The organism is Pseudoflavonifractor sp. An85 (genome assembly GCF_002161235.1).
GTDB lineage: Bacteria > Bacillota > Clostridia > Oscillospirales > Oscillospiraceae > Enterenecus.
Genome location: NZ_NFHE01000043.1, coordinates 1 through 16,324 on the forward strand (window position 1 = coordinate 1; position 16,324 = coordinate 16,324).

Genomic DNA, 16,324 nt, shown 5'->3' on the forward strand with positions numbered 1-16,324 from the left:
CAAGTGCTATCCACATTGGGACGTTGAGCGGCAGCGGATGTAGCGGTAATGAGTATCAGCTTATCCCTGGGCCGGTTTGGGTTCTTCCAGAGCCATAGGGCTGCTGACCCCAGCGGGGTTCTTAGGGGCAAGGCCCCTAAGTGGCTTTTCGTCCATTTTGGCCACTCAAAATGGACCCTAGCGGAGCGTAACCCTGTCTGGCAGGACGATTCATGGCAGCGGCCAAAAAGACAGAGGACACATCTCCGGGATGTGTCCTCTGTTTTTTCTTATTTTGCGTATTGATTGCGTCCAATCTTGAACAGGTCGTTTCCCTGGCTGTCCACAGCCACGGTGAGGGGGAGATTCTCCACCTCCATGCGCTTCACCGACTCGCACCCCAGCTCGTCAAAGGCGATGACCTGGGCGGACTTGATGCACTTGGCAATGAGGGCACCTGCGCCGCCCACGGCGGCAAAGTAGCAAGCGCCATTGCGCACAATGGCGTCCACCACCGGTTGGGCCCGCTCTCCCTTGCCGATCATGGCGGTGAGGCCTAAGTCCAGCAATCGGGGGGCAAAGCCGTCCATACGGCCAGCGGTGGTGGGGCCGCAGGCGCCCACCGCCATACCCTGCTGGCCCGGGGTGGGGCCGGCGTAGTAGATGACGGCCCCCTTCAGCTCAAAGGGCAGGGGTTTCCCCTCGTCCAGCAGCTGGAAGATCCGCTTGTGGGCGGCGTCCCGGGCGGTGTAGATGGTGCCGGACAACAGCACCCGATCCCCAGCCTTCAACTCACCCAGCACCTGAGGCAGCTGCTGCGTGGTCAATACTTTCGCCTCACTCATGGCACTCCTCCTGTTGGGAGGCAGGTTCTTCTCCCTGCTGACCCTGTTCCTGGAGCTTTTGGGCCGCCTGGTCGGCCTGGTCAAACTGGATTCCCATCTCCCCCAGGTCCCGCATCTGCTGGAACAGGCGATCCATTTCACTGCGCAGAGTACCATACCCGGCCAGCACCTGATCCAGCCACTGGCGGGTGTCGGCCTGGATCTTTTCCGCCTTGCTCTTGGCCTCATCAATGGTCTCCTGGGCCTTGTGGTGGGCGTCCAGCTCCACCGTGGCCACATAATCCTTGAGCTGGTCATACTTCTGAGCCATGGGCTCCATCTCGTTGACCTGGCCGTGGAGACGACTGAGTTCCAGACGGGCGGCGGCCAACTTGGTCTCGGTCTGGCTCAACTCCCCCCGCAGACGGGTCAGCGTGCGAGTGGACTCCTCCAGAGATGCCCGCACCTTGGCTTCCTCGGCAGATACGCTGCCGTGGGCCTGGCGCAGGGACTCCATTTCTTCCTCCAGCTTCTTCTCCCTCTCCCGGGACTGCTTCAGCTGTTCTTCCAGACCAGCCATCTGGCTGCGGTGCTGAGCCACCAGCTTATCCACGTAATGGAGCACATCTCCCCGGTGAAAGCCCGCCAGAGAGGTGCGAAATTTTTCAATTACGGGTTCCATAGCGGTTCCCCTTTCCCAAAAATTAGCCTGGTCCCCCTTTTCTCGGAGTCCCAGCCCTTCTTTGGGAACATTTTACCACATTTCCCCCTTTGTGACAATGTTTTTCTCCCCACGCTCCCCCTCCCCTGTTGTATTTTCTCCCCAATTACGATATAATGAGCCAGAGTTTCTTGATATTCCACATTGTGAAGGATAAGGAGTGCCCTACATGAGTAATATTTGGCATGATATGGACCCCAAACGCATCTCCCCGGAGGATTTCATTGCCGTTATTGAGATCCCCCAGGGCAGCAAGAAAAAATACGAACTGGACAAAGCCACCGGCATGATTATTTTGGATCGGATTCTCCACACCTCCACCCACTATCCCGCCAACTACGGCTTCATTCCCCGCACCTACGGCGACGATGGTGACCCCCTGGACGTGCTGGTGCTGTGCTCGGAGGATTTGGACCCCCTGACCCTGGTGCGCTGCTACCCCATCGGCTACATCTCCATGTTGGACGGCGGCAAGCGAGACGAGAAAATCGTGGCCATTCCCTTCAACGACCCCACCTACAACACCACCAAGGACCTGTGTGACCTGCCCGCCCACAAATTCGAAGAGATGTCTCACTTCTTCTCGGTGTACAAGGCCCTGGAGGGAAAGGAGACCGTGGCCGGAGAGGTGAACAACCGGGCCGCTGCGGTGCAGATCATTGCAGAGGCCATTTCCAATTACCGGGACACTTTCTGCTGATTGGAAGCATATTATAACGAGGAAGAGGGAAAACGAGTTTATGGATAAAATCATTACCTTTGCTGTCCCCTGCTACAATTCGGCAGACTACATGGACCACTGCGTAGAGACCCTGCTCAAGGGGGGCGAGGACATTGAGATCATCTTGGTGGACGATGGCTCCACCAAGGATGCCACCCCGGAAAAGTGCGACGCCTGGGCGGCTAAGTACCCGGACATCATCCGGGCCATCCACCAGGAGAACGGCGGCCACGGCGAGGGCGTCAACCAGGGCATCCGCAACGCCCGTGGCCTGTATTACAAGGTGGTAGACTCTGACGACTGGCTGGACGAGGAGGCCCTGCACACTGTGATGGAACAGCTGCGCCAGTTTGCCCACATGCCCGCCCCGGTGGATATGGTGGTAGCCAACTACGTCTATGAGCACGTGGAGGACAACACCCGCAAGCCGGTGAACTACAAAAACGTGTTCCCCACCGGCCGCATCTTCACCTGGGATGAGATCCGTCACTTCCGTACCTCCCAGTACCTGCTGATGCATTCGGTGATCTACCGCACCCAGCTGCTGCGAGATTGCGGGCTGGAGCTGCCCAAGCATACTTTCTATGTAGACAACATCTTTGTCTATCAGCCCCTGCCCTACGTCAAAACCATCTACTACCTCAATGTGGATCTCTACCGCTACTTCATCGGCCGCTCTGACCAGAGCGTCAACGAGTCGGTGATGGCCGGCCGCATTGACCAGCAGGTACGGGTTACCCGCCTGATGATCGAGGCCCACGACGTGCTGGCCATCAAGGCCAGTCAGCCCCGCCTGGGTCGGTATATGCTCAATTATCTGTCCATGATGATGACGATTTCTTCTATTTTCGCCGTCATTGCCAACACCCCGGAATCTTTGGGGATGCGCACCGAGCTGTGGGAGTACCTGCGCCAGAAGGATGCCGCTTTGTATCGCCGCTGCCGCTATCGGGCCACCAACGCCGCCACCAACATTCCCGGTTACCAGGGCCGAAAGTTGTCGGTTTCACTCTATCGCATGGCAAGAAAAATATACAAATTTAACTGATTCATCAATCCCTGGGAGTAGAAGCATCTATTCCCAGGGATTTTGCATAAAATGTGCAACAATTTTCTGCCCAGGATGCTACCCCTTTTCCAGTTGCATTTTTACAAAAAGATGCTATACTGTAAGGCGTTGGGGTTGACGCTGTATACCGCGAATCCACCCCCCAACGATTTTCTAGGAGGTTACTCATTTTGCCGGACGACCCATCTATATTGCCCAAGCTTCTGGTCCTCATGGTTCTGATCTTGGTCAACGCCTTTTTCGCCGCCGCCGAGATCGCCGTCATCTCCCTATCCGAAACCAAGCTGAAAAAGCAGGCGGAGGAAGGAGATAAGAAAGCCAAGAAGCTCCTGGCCTTAACCCAGGCACCCGACCATTTCCTCTCCGCGATTCAAATCGCCATCACCCTGGCAGGCTTCCTGTCCTCCGCCTTTGCCGCCGACAGCTTTTCCGATCCCCTTGTGAATTGGCTGGTGGCCCGAGGCGTGACCCAGATTCCCGCCGGGACCCTGAACACCATCACCGTCATCATCATCACCATCATCCTCTCCTACTTCAGCCTGGTGCTGGGCGAACTGGTGCCCAAGCGCATCGCCATGAAGAAGACGGAGGCGGTGGCCCGGATGACCGTAGGCCCTGTGTGCGTCATCGCCACGGTGTGCCGCCCCATCATCTGGCTGCTGTCCAAGTCCACCAACGGGGTGCTGCGTCTGCTGCACATTGACCCCAAGGCCGACGAGGAAGAGGTGTCTGAGGACGAGATCCGTATGATGGTGGATTTGGGCGAGGAGCGCGGCACCATTGAAACCGCCGAGAAGGAGCTCATTGAGAACATCTTTGAGTTTAACAACTCCACCGCCGAGGATGTGATGGTCCACCGTACCGACATGGTGATGATCTGGGCCGGGGACACCCCCGAAGAGATCTTGAACACCATTCGGCAGTCCGGTCTGTCCCGCTTCCCCGTCTACGAGGAAGACGCCGACGACATTGTGGGTATCTTATCCACCCGGGTCTACCTGCTCAATACCCAGCAGGCACACCCCAAGCCCCTGCGGGAGCTGCTCTACCCCGCCTACTTCGTTCCTGAATCGGTGCGCACCGACGTGCTGTTCCGGGATATGCAGAGCAAAAAGGTCCACCTGGCTATCGTGGTGGACGAATACGGCGGGACCTCTGGTCTGGTGACCATGGAGGACCTGCTGGAAGAGATCGTGGGCAACATCTACGACGAGTTCGACCCCCAGGATGAGGCCGATCTGGTCCAGTTGGACGACAACCTCTGGCAAGTTTCCGGTTCCTGTGACCTGGACCAACTGGCGCAGGCTCTGGACATCACCTTCCCCGAGGACCAGGAGTTCGATACTCTGGGCGGCCTGGTCTTTGCCCAACTGTCTGTGATTCCCTCCGACGGCGAACAGCTGGAGCTGGACGCCTACGGGCTTCACATCAAGGTGCTCAACTTCACCGACCGACGGGTGGAGCTGGCCCAAGTCTCCAAGCTCCCTCCCCAAGAGGAGGAAGCCAAACACTGACCCCAGCATTTCTATTGTAGATGAGCAGGGCTCCTGGCCTTGTTTTTCTAATAGATCTTCTTAGTTATAGTGCGCCACCCCGCACCATTCTCACCCTGTAAACGACAGAACGGAGGAAACATTTCTATGCGAAAGACAAAGATTATTTGCACCCTGGGCCCTGCTTCCGACAGCGAGGAGATGATTGAGAAGCTCATCCTCACCGGCATGAACGCCGCCCGCTTCAACTTCTCTCACGGCACCCACGAGTCCCACCTGGCTGTTCTCACCCGCGTGAAGAACGTCCGGGATCGTCTGGGCTGCCCCGTAGCCACCATTCTGGATACCAAGGGTCCCGAGATTCGCATCCGTTCCTTTGCTTGCGACCGCATTGAGCTCAACGATGGCGATACCTTCACCCTGACCACCCGCGAGGTGGACGGCGACAACACCATCGTGTCCGTGACCTACCCCAACCTGCACAACGAGGTGTCCGTGGGCACCCACCTGCTCATTGACGACGGCCTGGTGGACATCGAGGTCACCGAAATCAAGGGTCAGGACATCATCTGCAACGTAGTCACTGGCGGCCCCCTGTCCAACAACAAGTCCATCAACATCCCCAACACCCACATCTCCCTGCCCGCTCTGACCGAGAAGGACAAGAGCGATCTGAAGTTCGCCGTGGAGAACGACTTCGACTTCGTTGCCGCCTCCTTCGTCCGTCAGGCCTCTGACGTGGAGGAGATCCGTGCCGTCCTGGACTCCCACGGTGGCCAGAACATCGGCATCATCGCCAAGATCGAGAACCAGGAAGGCGTGGACAACCTGGACGAGATCCTCAAGGTTGCTGACGGCCTGATGGTGGCCCGCGGCGACCTGGGTGTGGAGATCCCCGCTCAGGACGTGCCTGTCATCCAGAAGCGCATGATCAAGGCCGCCATTGCCCAGGGCAAGCACGTGGTCACCGCCACCCAGATGCTGGACTCCATGATCCGCAACCCCCGTCCCACCCGTGCTGAGGTGTCCGACGTGGCCAACGCCGTGTTTGACGGCACCGGTTGCGTGATGCTCTCCGGTGAGACCGCTTCCGGCAAGCACCCCGTGGAGGCTCTGAAGACCATGGTGGACATCGTCACCACCGCTGAGAACGCCACCAACTACTGGAAGCGCTTTACCAAGTCCACCGTGGACCACACCGCTTCCATCACCGACGCCATCAGCCACACCGCCTGCCTGACCGCTATGGATCTGAAGGCTACCGCCATCCTCACCGCCACCGAGAGCGGCCACACTGCCCGTATGACCACTCGTTTCCGTCCCGGCTGCATGGTGGTTGCCCTGACCACCAACGAGCGTGTCCGCCGTCAGCTGGCCATCACCTGGGGCGTGGCTCCCTACCTGTCCGGCACCGTGGACTCCACCGACCGTCTGTTCTCTCTGTGCGTCGAGTCCGCCAAGAAGGAGGGCGTCGTCAAGGAGGGTGACACCGTGGTCATCACCGCTGGCGTGCCCATCGGCAAGAGCGGCTCCACCAACCTGATCAAGGCTCAGGTGGTAAAGTAATTCCATATTGCCATACTAAAGGGGGACGGTGTACCACCGTCCCCCTTCGTGGTCTCGCCAAAAAAGTCTTAGGACTTCTTTGGCAAAAAAGATTGCATGACGGATGGGGCTCGATTTCTTACGAAAAAGTCACCCCACCCGTCATGAGAAGTGTCATTTCCCCGGCACATGTCCGTGAAAATGACGAAATTTCAATTTATTCCGTCATCTGCGGATGACGGAACTCTGCGAGGCTCCGAACCCCGAGAGTTTTTCCACAGCCTGAAAAAGGGGACGGTGTACCACCGTCCCCCTTCATGCTATTTTTGAATATGGAGGTTCACGCCTTTGAATATCTTCGACATTATGGGCCCCATTATGGTGGGCCCAGCCCCAGCGGCCAGGGCCGCCGGGGACCCCGTGATTTTATTTGCGCAGCGGAAGTGAATTCCGCTTTGCGCCAAGGTTTTTGACTCGTCCAAGTCAAAAACGCTTGTACGCCGCACCCGCGGCGGGGCTGGACGGCCCCACACCCACTCTTTTTATAAAGGCGGAATGCTTTTTGAACATCTTTGATATTATGGGCCCAATTATGGTGGGGCCGTCCAGCTCTCATACGGCTGGCGCCGCCCGGATGGGCCGGGTAGCCCGACATCTACTGGGCAGCCAGCCGGTGAAGGCGGAGATTCAGCTCCACGGCTCCTTTGCTGACACTGGCAAAGGCCACGGCACTGACCGGGCCATTGTGGCAGGGCTCTTAGACCTGGCCCCCGACCACCCCGACATCCCCCGCAGCTTCCAGCTGGCCCAGGAGGCTGGCATGGAGGTGTCCATTCATCCGGTGGATTTGCCTGGAGCACACCCCAACACCGCTGTGATGCACCTCACCGATGCCCAGGGCCACACCCTGTCCGTCTCCGCCTCCTCCCTGGGTGGCGGACGCATCCGGGTCAATGCCATTGATGAGATGGAGGCCTCCTTCTCCGGAGAGCTGCCCACCCTCATCATCCGCAACCAGGATCGGCCGGGTATCGTCTCCCAAGTCAGCCAGGTCTTGTCCGACCATCAGGCCAACATCGCCACCATGCAGCTCTACCGGGATCGCCGGGGTGGGCTGGCTGTGATGGTAATTGAATGCGACAACCACCTCTCTCCCGCCCTGGTGGAGGAACTGTCCCATCTGGATGGGGTGGAGAAGTGTACCTATCTCAACATGGAGGGCTGCTGATATGGCATTTCAATCGGTGGAACATCTTCTCTCCTGCTCAAACCAGCACCCCCTGTGGAAGGCGGTGGTGCTGGACGATTGCCAGGACCGAGATGTGACAGAACAAGAGAGTTTTTCCCGCATGGAGACCTTATGGCAGGCCATGGTGGAATCGGTGGACAGCTATGATCCCCAGCGCCGCTCTGCTTCGGGCCTGTCGGGTGGCCAGGGCGCTCGCATGGAGGGCGCAGAACACACCCTGTGCGGGGACTTTATGCAGCAGGTTATTGCCACTGCTCTGAAGGTGGGGGAACACAACGCCTGCATGGGCCGCATTGTGGCCGCCCCCACCGCTGGAGCCAGCGGTGTGATGCCTGCGGTGCTCCTTCCCCTGTGGCGCCGTGAGGGCCTGTCCGCCCACACCATGGTGGAGTGCCTGTTTGTGGCCGCTGGCTTTGGTCAGGTCATCGCCACCCGCGCCTCCATCTCCGGCGCCGAAGGGGGCTGTCAGGCGGAGATCGGCTCCGCCTCCGGCATGGCCGCCGCCGCTCTGGTGCACGCCCGAGGCGGTACCGGGGAACAGATGGCCCACGCCTGCGCCATGGCCCTGCAAAACGTGCTGGGTCTGGTGTGTGATCCCGTGGCCGGTCTGGTGGAGGTGCCCTGCGTGAAGCGCAACGTCATGGGCGCCGTCAACGCCATGGCCTGTGCGGATATGGCTCTGGCGGGCATCACTGCCGCCATCCCCTGCGATCAGGTCATTGACGCCATGGCCACCGTGGGCCGCTCCCTGCCCTCTGCCCTGCGTGAGACCGGCAAGGGTGGCCTGGCCGCCACCCCCGCCGGACACGCCATCGCCCAGCAGCAGACCAAACTGGTGCCCTGAGCGCTTACAGTTTTTTCAGCTCTCCAACCACCCCCTGAACCATGCTCTCCGGTATCCAGCTGGAGAGAAGGGCAGAGAGCTGTTCCAGGGTCACCGTCCGGGCCGCCCCCTTCACCGGGTGCTTGGAGAGCATGGGAATCCGCCGCTGGAAGACACTGCGGGCGCGGGAATTGTCCCATAGCTCTCCCAATGTAATCTGATTGTTGCGCAAGTCCATCTTCATCACCTCTCCCCCATCCTATGCAACACACCCCCCATCTTTGACTGGAGGAATAACTATGTCCCGAAAACATCGTCCCACTGATGCCGCCCCCAAGCCCCACCCCTTTCAGCGGCGCGGGCTCCTATACACCGTCTACTTTGTCCTGCGTGTGGCGGTGATTCTCATGCTGGTGGCGGCAGTTCTCAACCGCAACTACGAAAACGTGGCCCTGTGTGTCCTCACCCTGGTGCTGTTTATGCTCCCCTCCGCCTTTGAGCGTCGGCTGCGCATCGATCTGCCGGACACTCTGGAAATTATCATTCTGCTTTTCATCTTTGCCGCAGAAATTTTGGGTGAAATCCAGGACTACTACATCACCTTCCCCTACTGGGACACCATGCTCCACACCACCAATGGCTTTTTGTGCGCCGCCATCGGCTTTGCCCTGGTGGACATCCTCAACCGCACGGAACGAGTGTCTTTAAACCTCAGCCCCTTCTACATGGCGGTGGTGGCCTTCTGCTTCTCCATGACCGTAGGGGTAATGTGGGAGTTCTTTGAGTTCGCCATGGACTACTTTGTCCACTTTGACATGCAGAAAGACACCATCCTCAACACCATCTCCACAGTAAACCTGGACCCCAACCACGGCACCGCAGCCATTGTGGTGGATGGCATTCAGGACGTGATCCTGGTCCTGGAGGACGGAACCCAGAAGTCCCTGGGGCTGGGCGGATACCTGGATATTGGTATTGTGGACACCATGGTGGATCTGTTCGTCAACTTTATTGGCGCAGTAATTTTCTCCACCATCGGCTTTTTCTATGTCAAAGGCCGCGGCCGAAGCCGCATTGCCCCCCGGTTCATTCCGAAAGTGCTGCCGGAAGAAAAAAACGACCGCGAGGAATAAACAATTTTCCATTGGGGCATACTCCTGGTGAAGTCTAAAACCAGGAGGTCATTTCCATGTTTGAACAATCCAATCCCAACATCAAGTGCACCGTGTCCAGCTGCGCCCACTTCAAAAACCAGGCCTGCACCCTAAACGAAATTCAGGTGGGCTGCTGCCAGTCCCATGTGGATTGCTGCCAGGATACCAAGTGTGCGTCCTTCCAGCTGGGCACCACCAACAGCTGCCACTAAAAACTGGCGGAAAAGGCAAAGGTCTGGAAGTGTTCTCCCAAAGGGACACTTCCAGACCTTTTTATATATCACCAAAATTCTTTTTGCATCATCACATTATTTCGGTAGAGTGTAAAATATTTTTTACCTCTGCAATTTCTCATTGACAAATGGAGGGAAAGGGTCTATCATGGCTTTAATAATCTAAAGCAAGTAACTGCGACGATCAGGCCAGTAGCCCCCCGTGTCGGCAGCTCAGAGAGAAGGCGTTTGGTGCGAGCCCTTCCTGCTGTGTGGTGTGGTGAATCTCCCCTGGAAGCAGTCCGGCTGAACCCAGTGATGCTAGTAGGCAGGACCGGCCCCCGCCGTTATCGGGATCAAGTGCCCCTACGGGGGAATTTAGGTGGTACCGCGGAGCGCAGCTTCGTCCTAATTTAGGATGAAGTTGCGTTCTTTTTCTATCCAAAGGAGGGTTTTGCATGTTAATGAGAGGTTCTCAGATTGTCATGGAATGTCTGCTGGAGCAGGGAGTAGACACAGTGTTTGGATATCCCGGCGGCACCATTTTGAACATTTATGACGAGTTTGAGCTGCACGGGTACAAGGAGAAAATCCACCACTACCTCACCTCCCATGAGCAGGGAGCCAGTCACGCCGCCGACGGCTACGCCCGTTCCACCGGCAAGGTGGGCGTGTGCTTTGCCACCTCCGGCCCCGGCGCCACCAATCTGGTTACCGGCATCGCCACCGCCTACTACGACTCCTCCCCGGTGGTGTTTATCACCTGCAACGTCTCAGAAAACCTCATCGGCAAGGACTCCTTCCAAGAGGTAGATATCACCGGCATCACCATGCCCATCACCAAGTGCAACTACCTGGTAAAAGACGTGAACAAGCTGGCAGATGTCATTCGTGAGGCCTTTGCCATCGCCCGTTCCGGCCGTCCCGGCCCGGTGCTGGTGGACATCGCCAAAAACGTCACCGCCGCCGAGGCGGATTACCAATACCTGCCCGTGTCTGAGCATCCCAACCATGGCCGTCTGGCCAACCTGATGCGGCGCACGGGACGTGACCTGGGTACCCCCGAGCCCGACCACGGGGACATCCAGAAGCTGCTGGATCTCATCGCCCAGTCTCAGCGCCCCATGGTGCTGGTGGGCGGCGGCGTCATCCGCTCCAAGGGGGCGGTGAAGGAGTTCCGCAAGTTTATCGAGACCCTGGACGCCCCGGTGGGCTCCACCATCATGGGCGGCGGCGCCTGTCCCGGCGACCACCCCCTGTTCACCGGCATGGTGGGCATGCACGGCTCCCACGCCTCCAACATCGCCACCACCCAGTGTGATCTGCTCATTGCCATTGGCTGCCGCTTCTCGGACCGGGTGGCCACCGACCCCGCCACCTTCGCCAAGCAGGCCAAGATTGTACATATCGACATTGACCGGGCGGAAATCGACAAAAACGTCCTCACCTACCACCACATCATCGGAGATGCCAGAAGGGTGCTGGAGCTGCTCAACGAGAAGCTCCCCCGCCACAACTACACCGACTGGAAGGCGGAGGTGTTCTCCCACAAGGAGCTGCCCCTGAAAAAGGACGACGTGCTCCACGCCCACGAGGTGCTGGAGACCATCCAGGAACTCACCGATGGAAAAGCCATCATCGCCACCGACGTGGGCCAGCACCAGATGTGGTCCTGTCAGTACTACCACTTCTCCCGTCCCGGCCAGCTGCTCACCAGCGGCGGCTTCGGCACCATGGGCTTCGGCCTGGGAGCCGCCATGGGCGCCAAGGTGGGCAACCCGGACCAGATCGTGGTTCACTGCACCGGTGACGGCTGCTTCCGCATGAACTGCCACGAGCTGGCCACCCTGGAACACTACCACATCCCGGTGATTACCGTTATCTTCAATAACGGCACCCTGGGCATGGTTCGCCAGTGGCAAAACCTCATTTACAACAAGCGATTCTCCCAGACCGATCTGGACCGCGGCCCCGACTTCGTGAAGCTGGCCGAGGCCTACGGCCTCAAGGGCTTCCGGGCGGGCACCCAGGCGGAATTCCAAGAAGCCTTACAGCAGGCTTTGGAGGCTGGATGCGCCTGCGTCATCGACTGCACCATCCGCATGGATGCCATGGTACACCCCATGGTCAGTGCCGGAACCCCCGTCACCGATTTCATCTTGCATTGAGAGGAGGGCCACTATGAACAGCATTGTTACCCGTCACACCCTGTCGGTCCTGGTGGAAAACACCCCCGGCGTTCTCTCCCAGGTCTCCCGGCTCTTCTCCCGCAAGGGCTACAACATCGAGTCCCTGGCGGTGGGTACCACCGACGACCCCGAGGTGTCCCGTATCACCATTGAGGTGAAATGCGACGACTTGATGATCGAGCAGATCATCAACCAGCTGCGCAAGCTCTTCTGTGTCTACTCCGTGCGTCTGCTCCCCCCCAACTCCTCCATCCGCCGCGAGCTGGTGCTCATCAAGGTCAAGGCCGAGGGCCGGGACGTGCGCAACGAGGTAATTCAAATCGCCAACATCTTCCGGGCCACCATCATCGACGTATCCACCAAGAGTCTGACCCTGGCGGTCATCGGCCAGGAGTCCAAGGACGACGCTCTGGAAAAGCTGCTGTGTGAGTTTGGCATTCTGGAGCTGGTGCGCACCGGTATGGTAGCTTTGGAGCGTGGCGAGGCCACCATCAACGACAACGACGACAACAAAGAGACCGACGAATTTGATCTTGGTAAAAATGTTCTCTAACATTGCAATATATTCTATTTAAGGAGTGTTCTATCATGGCTAAGATGTACTACGAAAAAGATTGCGACCTGAACTACCTCGCTGGCAAGAAGATTGCCATCGTGGGTTACGGCTCCCAGGGCCACGCCCACGCCATGAACCTGCGGGATTCCGGCTGTGACGTGATCATCGGCCTGTACAAGGGTGGCAAGAGCTGGGCTGTGGCTGAGAAGGACGGCTTCACCGTCATGGAGACCGCCGAGGCCACCAAGATCGCCGATATCATCATGATCCTCATCAACGACGAGCGTCAGGCCGATATGTATAAGAAGGACATCGCCCCCTACCTCACCGCCGGTAAGGCCCTGGCCTTCGCCCACGGCTTCAACATCCACTACGGCCAGATCACCCCTCCCGCCGACGTGGACGTGTTCATGATCGCCCCCAAGGGCCCCGGCCACACCGTGCGTTCCCAGTTTGTGGCTGGCAAGGGCGTGCCCTGCCTCATCGCTGTGGAGCAGGATGCCACTGGTAAGGCCTATCAGATCGGCCTGGCCTACGCTGCCGGCATCGGCGGCGCCCGTGGCGGCGTGATGGAGACCACCTTCGCCGACGAAACCGAGACCGACCTGTTCGGTGAGCAGGCCGTGCTGTGCGGCGGCGTGGTGGAGCTAATGCGCCTGGGCTTTGAGACCCTGGTGGAGGCCGGTTACGCCCCCGAGAACGCCTACTTCGAGTGCATCCACGAGATGAAGCTGATCATCGACCTCATTAACAAGGGCGGCGTGGCCATGATGAACTACTCCATCTCCGACACCGCCGAGTACGGCGAGTACGTCTCTGGCCCCCGTGTCCTGCCCTACGAGCAGACCAAGGCCAACATGAAGGCGGTGCTCACCGACATCCAGAACGGCAAGTTCGCTGGCAACTGGATCGCCGAGAACAAGAATGGCCGCACCTTCTTCAACGCCTCCCGCCGTCAGCTGGCCAAGCACCCCATGGAGACTGTGGGTGCCGAGCTGCGTAAAAACATGCTGTGGGGCGACGACGCCGATCCCGACACCGCTTCCAACTAAGATACTTATAAAAACAGCGGCCTGACCCCCTAGGGCCAGGCCGCTGTTCTCGTACAGGCCCCCCCTCTCTGGGAGAGAGCTTTTAAACTACACTACTCAAAGGAGTTTTTCCTATGCGCTCTGATGTTGTGAAAAAAGGCATCCCCGCCGCCCCTAACCGATCTCTGCTCTATGCCCTGGGCTACACCAAGGAGGAGCTGGAGCGGCCTCTCATCGGCGTGGTATGCTCCTATAATGAGATCGTTCCCGGCCACATGAACCTGGACAAGATCGCCGAGGCGGTCAAAGCCGGTGTTCGTGCCGCCGGTGGTACCCCCGTGGAGGTACCCGCCATCGCCGTGTGCGACGGCATCGCCATGGGCCACGTGGGCATGAAGTACTCCCTGGTCACCCGGGACCTCATCGCCGACTCCACCGAGGCCCTGGCCATGGCCCACCAGTTCGACGGTTTGGTGATGATCCCCAACTGTGACAAGAACGTCCCCGGCCTGCTCATGGCGGCCGCCCGGGTGAACATCCCCACCATCTTCTGCTCCGGCGGCCCCATGCTGGCGGGCAAGCTACCCGACGGTCGCCGCACCTGCCTGTCCCACATGTTTGAGGCAGTGGGTGCCTACTACGCCGACAAACTGGACGAGGCTGGCGTGGAGGAGTACGAGAACGCCGCCTGCCCCACCTGTGGCTCCTGCTCAGGTATGTACACCGCCAACTCCATGAACTGCCTCACCGAGGCCATTGGCATGGGACTGCGGGGCAACGGCACCATTCCCGCCGTGTGGTCCGCCCGTCTGCGTCTGGCCAAGCACGCCGGTATGCAGGTGATGGAGCTGGTGCGCCGGGACATCAAACCCCGGGACATCATGACCCCCGCAGCCTTTCACAACGCCGAGACGGTGGACATGGCCCTGGGCTGCTCCACCAACACCATGCTCCACCTGCCCGCCATCGCCCACGAGTGCGGCATTGAGCTGGATCTGGACGCCTCCAACGCCATCTCCGCCAACACCCCCAACCTGTGCCACCTGGCCCCCGCTGGGGAGAGCTACATGGAGGATTTAGAGCAGGCAGGCGGCGTGTACGCCGTCATGGCTGAGCTGATCAAGAAGGGCCTTTTGAACACCGATGTGATGACCGTCACCGGCAAGACCATGGGTGAGAACCTGGAAGGCGTGGTGAACCGGGACCCAGAGACCATCCGTCCCATCGACCACCCCTATTCCGCCGACGGCGGTATTGCCGTTTTGAAGGGCAACCTGGCCCCCGAGGGCTGCGTGGTCAAGCGCTCCGCCGTGGCCCCTGAGATGATGACCCACCAGGGCCCCGCCCGGGTCTTTGACTGCGAGGACGACGCCATTGAGGCCATCTACGCCGGGAAGATCGTCCCCGGCGACGTGGTGGTCATCCGCTACGAGGGCCCCAAGGGCGGCCCCGGCATGCGGGAAATGCTCAACCCCACCTCCGCCATTGTGGGCATGGGCCTGGGCTCCTCGGTGGCTCTCATCACCGACGGCCGCTTCTCCGGCGCCACCCGTGGCGCTGCCATCGGCCATGTGTGCCCCGAGGCCGCCCAGGGCGGCCCCATCGCCCTGGTGGAGGACGGCGACCTCATCACCGTGGACATCACCAACTGTGCCATCACCCTCCACGTGGACGAGGAGACCCTGGCCGCTCGAAAGGCCGCCTGGGTGTGCCCGCCTCCCAAAGTGACCCACGGCTATCTGGCCCGGTACGCCAAGCTGGTGACCTCCGCCAGCCGGGGCGCTGTCCTAGAGTAACCAAAAAGTCCGTTGCAGAGTGTTCTGCAACGGACTTTTTTATACCACATTCCGCACGATACCCCAAATTACCAGCACCACGGCCAGACCGCTCCACGCCAGGGTCTCCCACCGTTTGGCGGGGGTGTGCCCCTGCCGCACATAGCACACCATCCGGTACCCCAGCAAGCCCGCAATCAGGGGCAGCAGCACCAGCAATACCGGATTGGCCTGCCAAGCCTCGGCCAGATCCAGCCGCAGCAGAGCCAGACACATACGGGTCACCCCACATCCCGGGCACCAAAGCCCGGTGACGGCGTGGAAGGGACAGGGGATGGCCAGATGGGTCAGGGTGACCCACAGGGCGTATCCCACCCCCGCCGCTGCCACCAGGAGTAGACCGGTGAGCAGACGGCGCAGTCGCTGTTGGGAGGTCATCTTAGAAGTTGGGGGAGTAGTTGTTCAGCTCGTTTTGCATCAGAGCCATGGTGATGATACTCAGGCCAAAGAGGTTGAGCAGCAAGAATACGATGGGGAAGGAGCCACGGCCCACGCCGTTGGTCTCTCGGGCCGCATCCAGCTTATCGCCCATGGTCCAAGCCCAGTACAAACCGTAAATGCCGCAGGTGATGATGGTAAAGACCAGGGACATGCCACCGGAAGTGCCGGGGCGGTTGGTAACCCGGTTGACGTCATCGGTGGCCACTACCATCCAATACATGCCATAAATGCCGCAGGTAATGATGGACAGTACAATGCACAGAGGAATGCTTCGTTGATGGTTCATAAAACCCTCTCCTTTCTCTTGGCCACAGAATACCATATCTGCCTGGCTTTGTCTATAAAAAATGCCCATCGACTTGATGATATGCTCCCTCTATGAGAGACAGTGAAATAAAACACTGTCAATCATGGAGGGAGCATTGTCATGCCAAGGAAGCAAAAGTTAGGTGTAGAAGAAAAGATCAAGATTATACGAGATT

The 16,324-nt window shown here is 59.1% G+C and carries 17 protein-coding genes and 1 other annotated feature; of the genes, 12 read left to right on the forward strand and 5 right to left on the reverse strand.

Translation table 11 applies throughout. The features are described 5' to 3' along the window. Positions 1–269 precede the first annotated feature (269 nt). Together B5G37_RS13210 and B5G37_RS13215 are read right to left on the reverse strand one after the other, a co-directional pair. Positions 270–824: a Fe-S-containing hydro-lyase gene (locus tag B5G37_RS13210; protein ID WP_087258530.1), complete on the reverse strand. Its 555-nt coding sequence runs from the start codon at positions 822–824 to the stop codon at positions 270–272. Next, positions 817–1,485 (reverse strand): hypothetical protein, encoded by a 669-nt coding sequence (locus B5G37_RS13215; protein ID WP_087258533.1) that lies wholly within the window; start codon positions 1,483–1,485, stop codon positions 817–819. Before B5G37_RS13215 ends, B5G37_RS13210 begins: the two co-directional genes overlap by 8 nt. A gap of 208 nt (positions 1,486–1,693) precedes the next feature. Here B5G37_RS13215 and B5G37_RS13220 point away from each other — a divergent pair, with 208 nt between their 5' ends. From B5G37_RS13220 to sdaAA, 6 genes are all read left to right on the forward strand, one after another. Continuing rightward, a complete protein-coding gene (locus tag B5G37_RS13220; protein WP_087258536.1) occupies positions 1,694–2,224 on the forward strand; it encodes an inorganic diphosphatase in 531 nt (176 codons plus the stop codon). Positions 2,225–2,264: 40 nt separating this feature from the next. Next, positions 2,265–3,293, forward strand: a complete 1,029-nt coding sequence (locus tag B5G37_RS13225; RefSeq protein WP_087258539.1) for a glycosyltransferase family A protein — start codon at positions 2,265–2,267, stop codon at positions 3,291–3,293. Between the two features lie 191 nt (positions 3,294–3,484). After that, complete coding sequence (locus tag B5G37_RS13230; RefSeq protein ID WP_242962894.1) at positions 3,485–4,828, forward strand: hemolysin family protein; 1,344 nt, start codon at positions 3,485–3,487, stop codon at positions 4,826–4,828. 126 nt (positions 4,829–4,954) lie between these two features. Next, the gene (gene pyk, locus B5G37_RS13235; RefSeq protein WP_204217941.1) at positions 4,955–6,373 is read left to right on the forward strand and encodes a pyruvate kinase; all 1,419 of its coding nucleotides are present in this window, start codon (positions 4,955–4,957) and stop codon (positions 6,371–6,373) included. A gap of 541 nt (positions 6,374–6,914) precedes the next feature. Then, the gene (gene sdaAB, locus B5G37_RS13240; protein ID WP_087258542.1) at positions 6,915–7,580 is read left to right on the forward strand and encodes an L-serine ammonia-lyase, iron-sulfur-dependent subunit beta; all 666 of its coding nucleotides are present in this window, start codon (positions 6,915–6,917) and stop codon (positions 7,578–7,580) included. 1 nt (position 7,581) lies between these two features. Beyond that, positions 7,582–8,445, forward strand: coding sequence for an L-serine ammonia-lyase, iron-sulfur-dependent, subunit alpha (sdaAA, locus tag B5G37_RS13245; protein WP_087258544.1), 864 nt, complete (start codon positions 7,582–7,584; stop codon positions 8,443–8,445). 4 nt (positions 8,446–8,449) lie between these two features. Here the strand turns inward: sdaAA and B5G37_RS13250 are convergent, their stop codons facing one another. Next, positions 8,450–8,668, reverse strand: a complete 219-nt coding sequence (locus B5G37_RS13250) for a hypothetical protein (protein ID WP_242962895.1) — start codon at positions 8,666–8,668, stop codon at positions 8,450–8,452. A gap of 55 nt (positions 8,669–8,723) precedes the next feature. On the opposite strand from B5G37_RS13250, the gene B5G37_RS13255 reads away from it, so the two are divergent. The 6 genes from B5G37_RS13255 (at position 8,724) to ilvD (ending at position 15,362) form a co-directional block, all read left to right on the forward strand. Further along, complete coding sequence (locus B5G37_RS13255) at positions 8,724–9,557, forward strand: hypothetical protein (RefSeq protein WP_087258547.1); 834 nt, start codon at positions 8,724–8,726, stop codon at positions 9,555–9,557. Between the two features lie 56 nt (positions 9,558–9,613). Continuing rightward, positions 9,614–9,790: a DUF1540 domain-containing protein gene (locus B5G37_RS13260; RefSeq protein WP_087258551.1), complete on the forward strand. Its 177-nt coding sequence runs from the start codon at positions 9,614–9,616 to the stop codon at positions 9,788–9,790. 192 nt (positions 9,791–9,982) lie between these two features. Next, positions 9,983–10,204 (forward strand) — a binding site (T-box leader). Positions 10,205–10,248: 44 nt separating this feature from the next. Beyond that, positions 10,249–11,958 (forward strand): biosynthetic-type acetolactate synthase large subunit, encoded by a 1,710-nt coding sequence (gene ilvB / locus B5G37_RS13265; protein ID WP_087258554.1) that lies wholly within the window; start codon positions 10,249–10,251, stop codon positions 11,956–11,958. 13 nt (positions 11,959–11,971) lie between these two features. Next, a complete protein-coding gene (gene ilvN, locus B5G37_RS13270) occupies positions 11,972–12,532 on the forward strand; it encodes an acetolactate synthase small subunit (protein WP_087258556.1) in 561 nt (186 codons plus the stop codon). 35 nt (positions 12,533–12,567) lie between these two features. Next, positions 12,568–13,587 carry a ketol-acid reductoisomerase gene (ilvC, locus tag B5G37_RS13275; protein WP_087258559.1) on the forward strand — a complete coding sequence of 340 codons (1,020 nt, stop codon included), beginning with the start codon at positions 12,568–12,570 and terminating at the stop codon, positions 13,585–13,587. Between the two features lie 113 nt (positions 13,588–13,700). Next, on the forward strand, positions 13,701–15,362 hold the full coding sequence (gene ilvD / locus B5G37_RS13280) for a dihydroxy-acid dehydratase (RefSeq protein ID WP_087258563.1): 1,662 nt from the start codon (positions 13,701–13,703) through the stop codon (positions 15,360–15,362). Positions 15,363–15,401: 39 nt separating this feature from the next. Here ilvD and B5G37_RS13285 read toward each other — a convergent pair whose 3' ends face one another. Further along, entirely contained in the window at positions 15,402–15,779 is a 378-nt protein-coding gene (locus B5G37_RS13285; RefSeq protein ID WP_087258566.1) for a DUF2752 domain-containing protein, read from the reverse strand. 1 nt (position 15,780) lies between these two features. Beyond that, positions 15,781–16,128 (reverse strand): DUF4234 domain-containing protein, encoded by a 348-nt coding sequence (locus B5G37_RS13290; protein WP_087258569.1) that lies wholly within the window; start codon positions 16,126–16,128, stop codon positions 15,781–15,783. Positions 16,129–16,324 lie beyond the last annotated feature (196 nt).

Coding starts and splice junctions, on each gene's coding strand:
- sdaAA (WP_087258544.1), top strand. CDS start 7,582: ATGGCATTTCAATCGGTGGAACATCTTCTCTCCTGCTCAAACCAGCAC.
- ilvB (WP_087258554.1), top strand. CDS start 10,249: ATGTTAATGAGAGGTTCTCAGATTGTCATGGAATGTCTGCTGGAGCAG.
- B5G37_RS13260 (WP_087258551.1), top strand. CDS start 9,614: ATGTTTGAACAATCCAATCCCAACATCAAGTGCACCGTGTCCAGCTGC.
- B5G37_RS13220 (WP_087258536.1), top strand. CDS start 1,694: ATGAGTAATATTTGGCATGATATGGACCCCAAACGCATCTCCCCGGAG.
- pyk (WP_204217941.1), top strand. CDS start 4,955: ATGCGAAAGACAAAGATTATTTGCACCCTGGGCCCTGCTTCCGACAGC.
- B5G37_RS13255 (WP_087258547.1), top strand. CDS start 8,724: ATGTCCCGAAAACATCGTCCCACTGATGCCGCCCCCAAGCCCCACCCC.
- B5G37_RS13290 (WP_087258569.1), bottom strand. CDS start 16,128: ATGAACCATCAACGAAGCATTCCTCTGTGCATTGTACTGTCCATCATT.
- ilvC (WP_087258559.1), top strand. CDS start 12,568: ATGGCTAAGATGTACTACGAAAAAGATTGCGACCTGAACTACCTCGCT.
- B5G37_RS13285 (WP_087258566.1), bottom strand. CDS start 15,779: ATGACCTCCCAACAGCGACTGCGCCGTCTGCTCACCGGTCTACTCCTG.
- B5G37_RS13215 (WP_087258533.1), bottom strand. CDS start 1,485: ATGGAACCCGTAATTGAAAAATTTCGCACCTCTCTGGCGGGCTTTCAC.
- ilvD (WP_087258563.1), top strand. CDS start 13,701: ATGCGCTCTGATGTTGTGAAAAAAGGCATCCCCGCCGCCCCTAACCGA.
- ilvN (WP_087258556.1), top strand. CDS start 11,972: ATGAACAGCATTGTTACCCGTCACACCCTGTCGGTCCTGGTGGAAAAC.
- B5G37_RS13210 (WP_087258530.1), bottom strand. CDS start 824: ATGAGTGAGGCGAAAGTATTGACCACGCAGCAGCTGCCTCAGGTGCTG.
- B5G37_RS13225 (WP_087258539.1), top strand. CDS start 2,265: ATGGATAAAATCATTACCTTTGCTGTCCCCTGCTACAATTCGGCAGAC.
- B5G37_RS13250 (WP_242962895.1), bottom strand. CDS start 8,668: ATGAAGATGGACTTGCGCAACAATCAGATTACATTGGGAGAGCTATGG.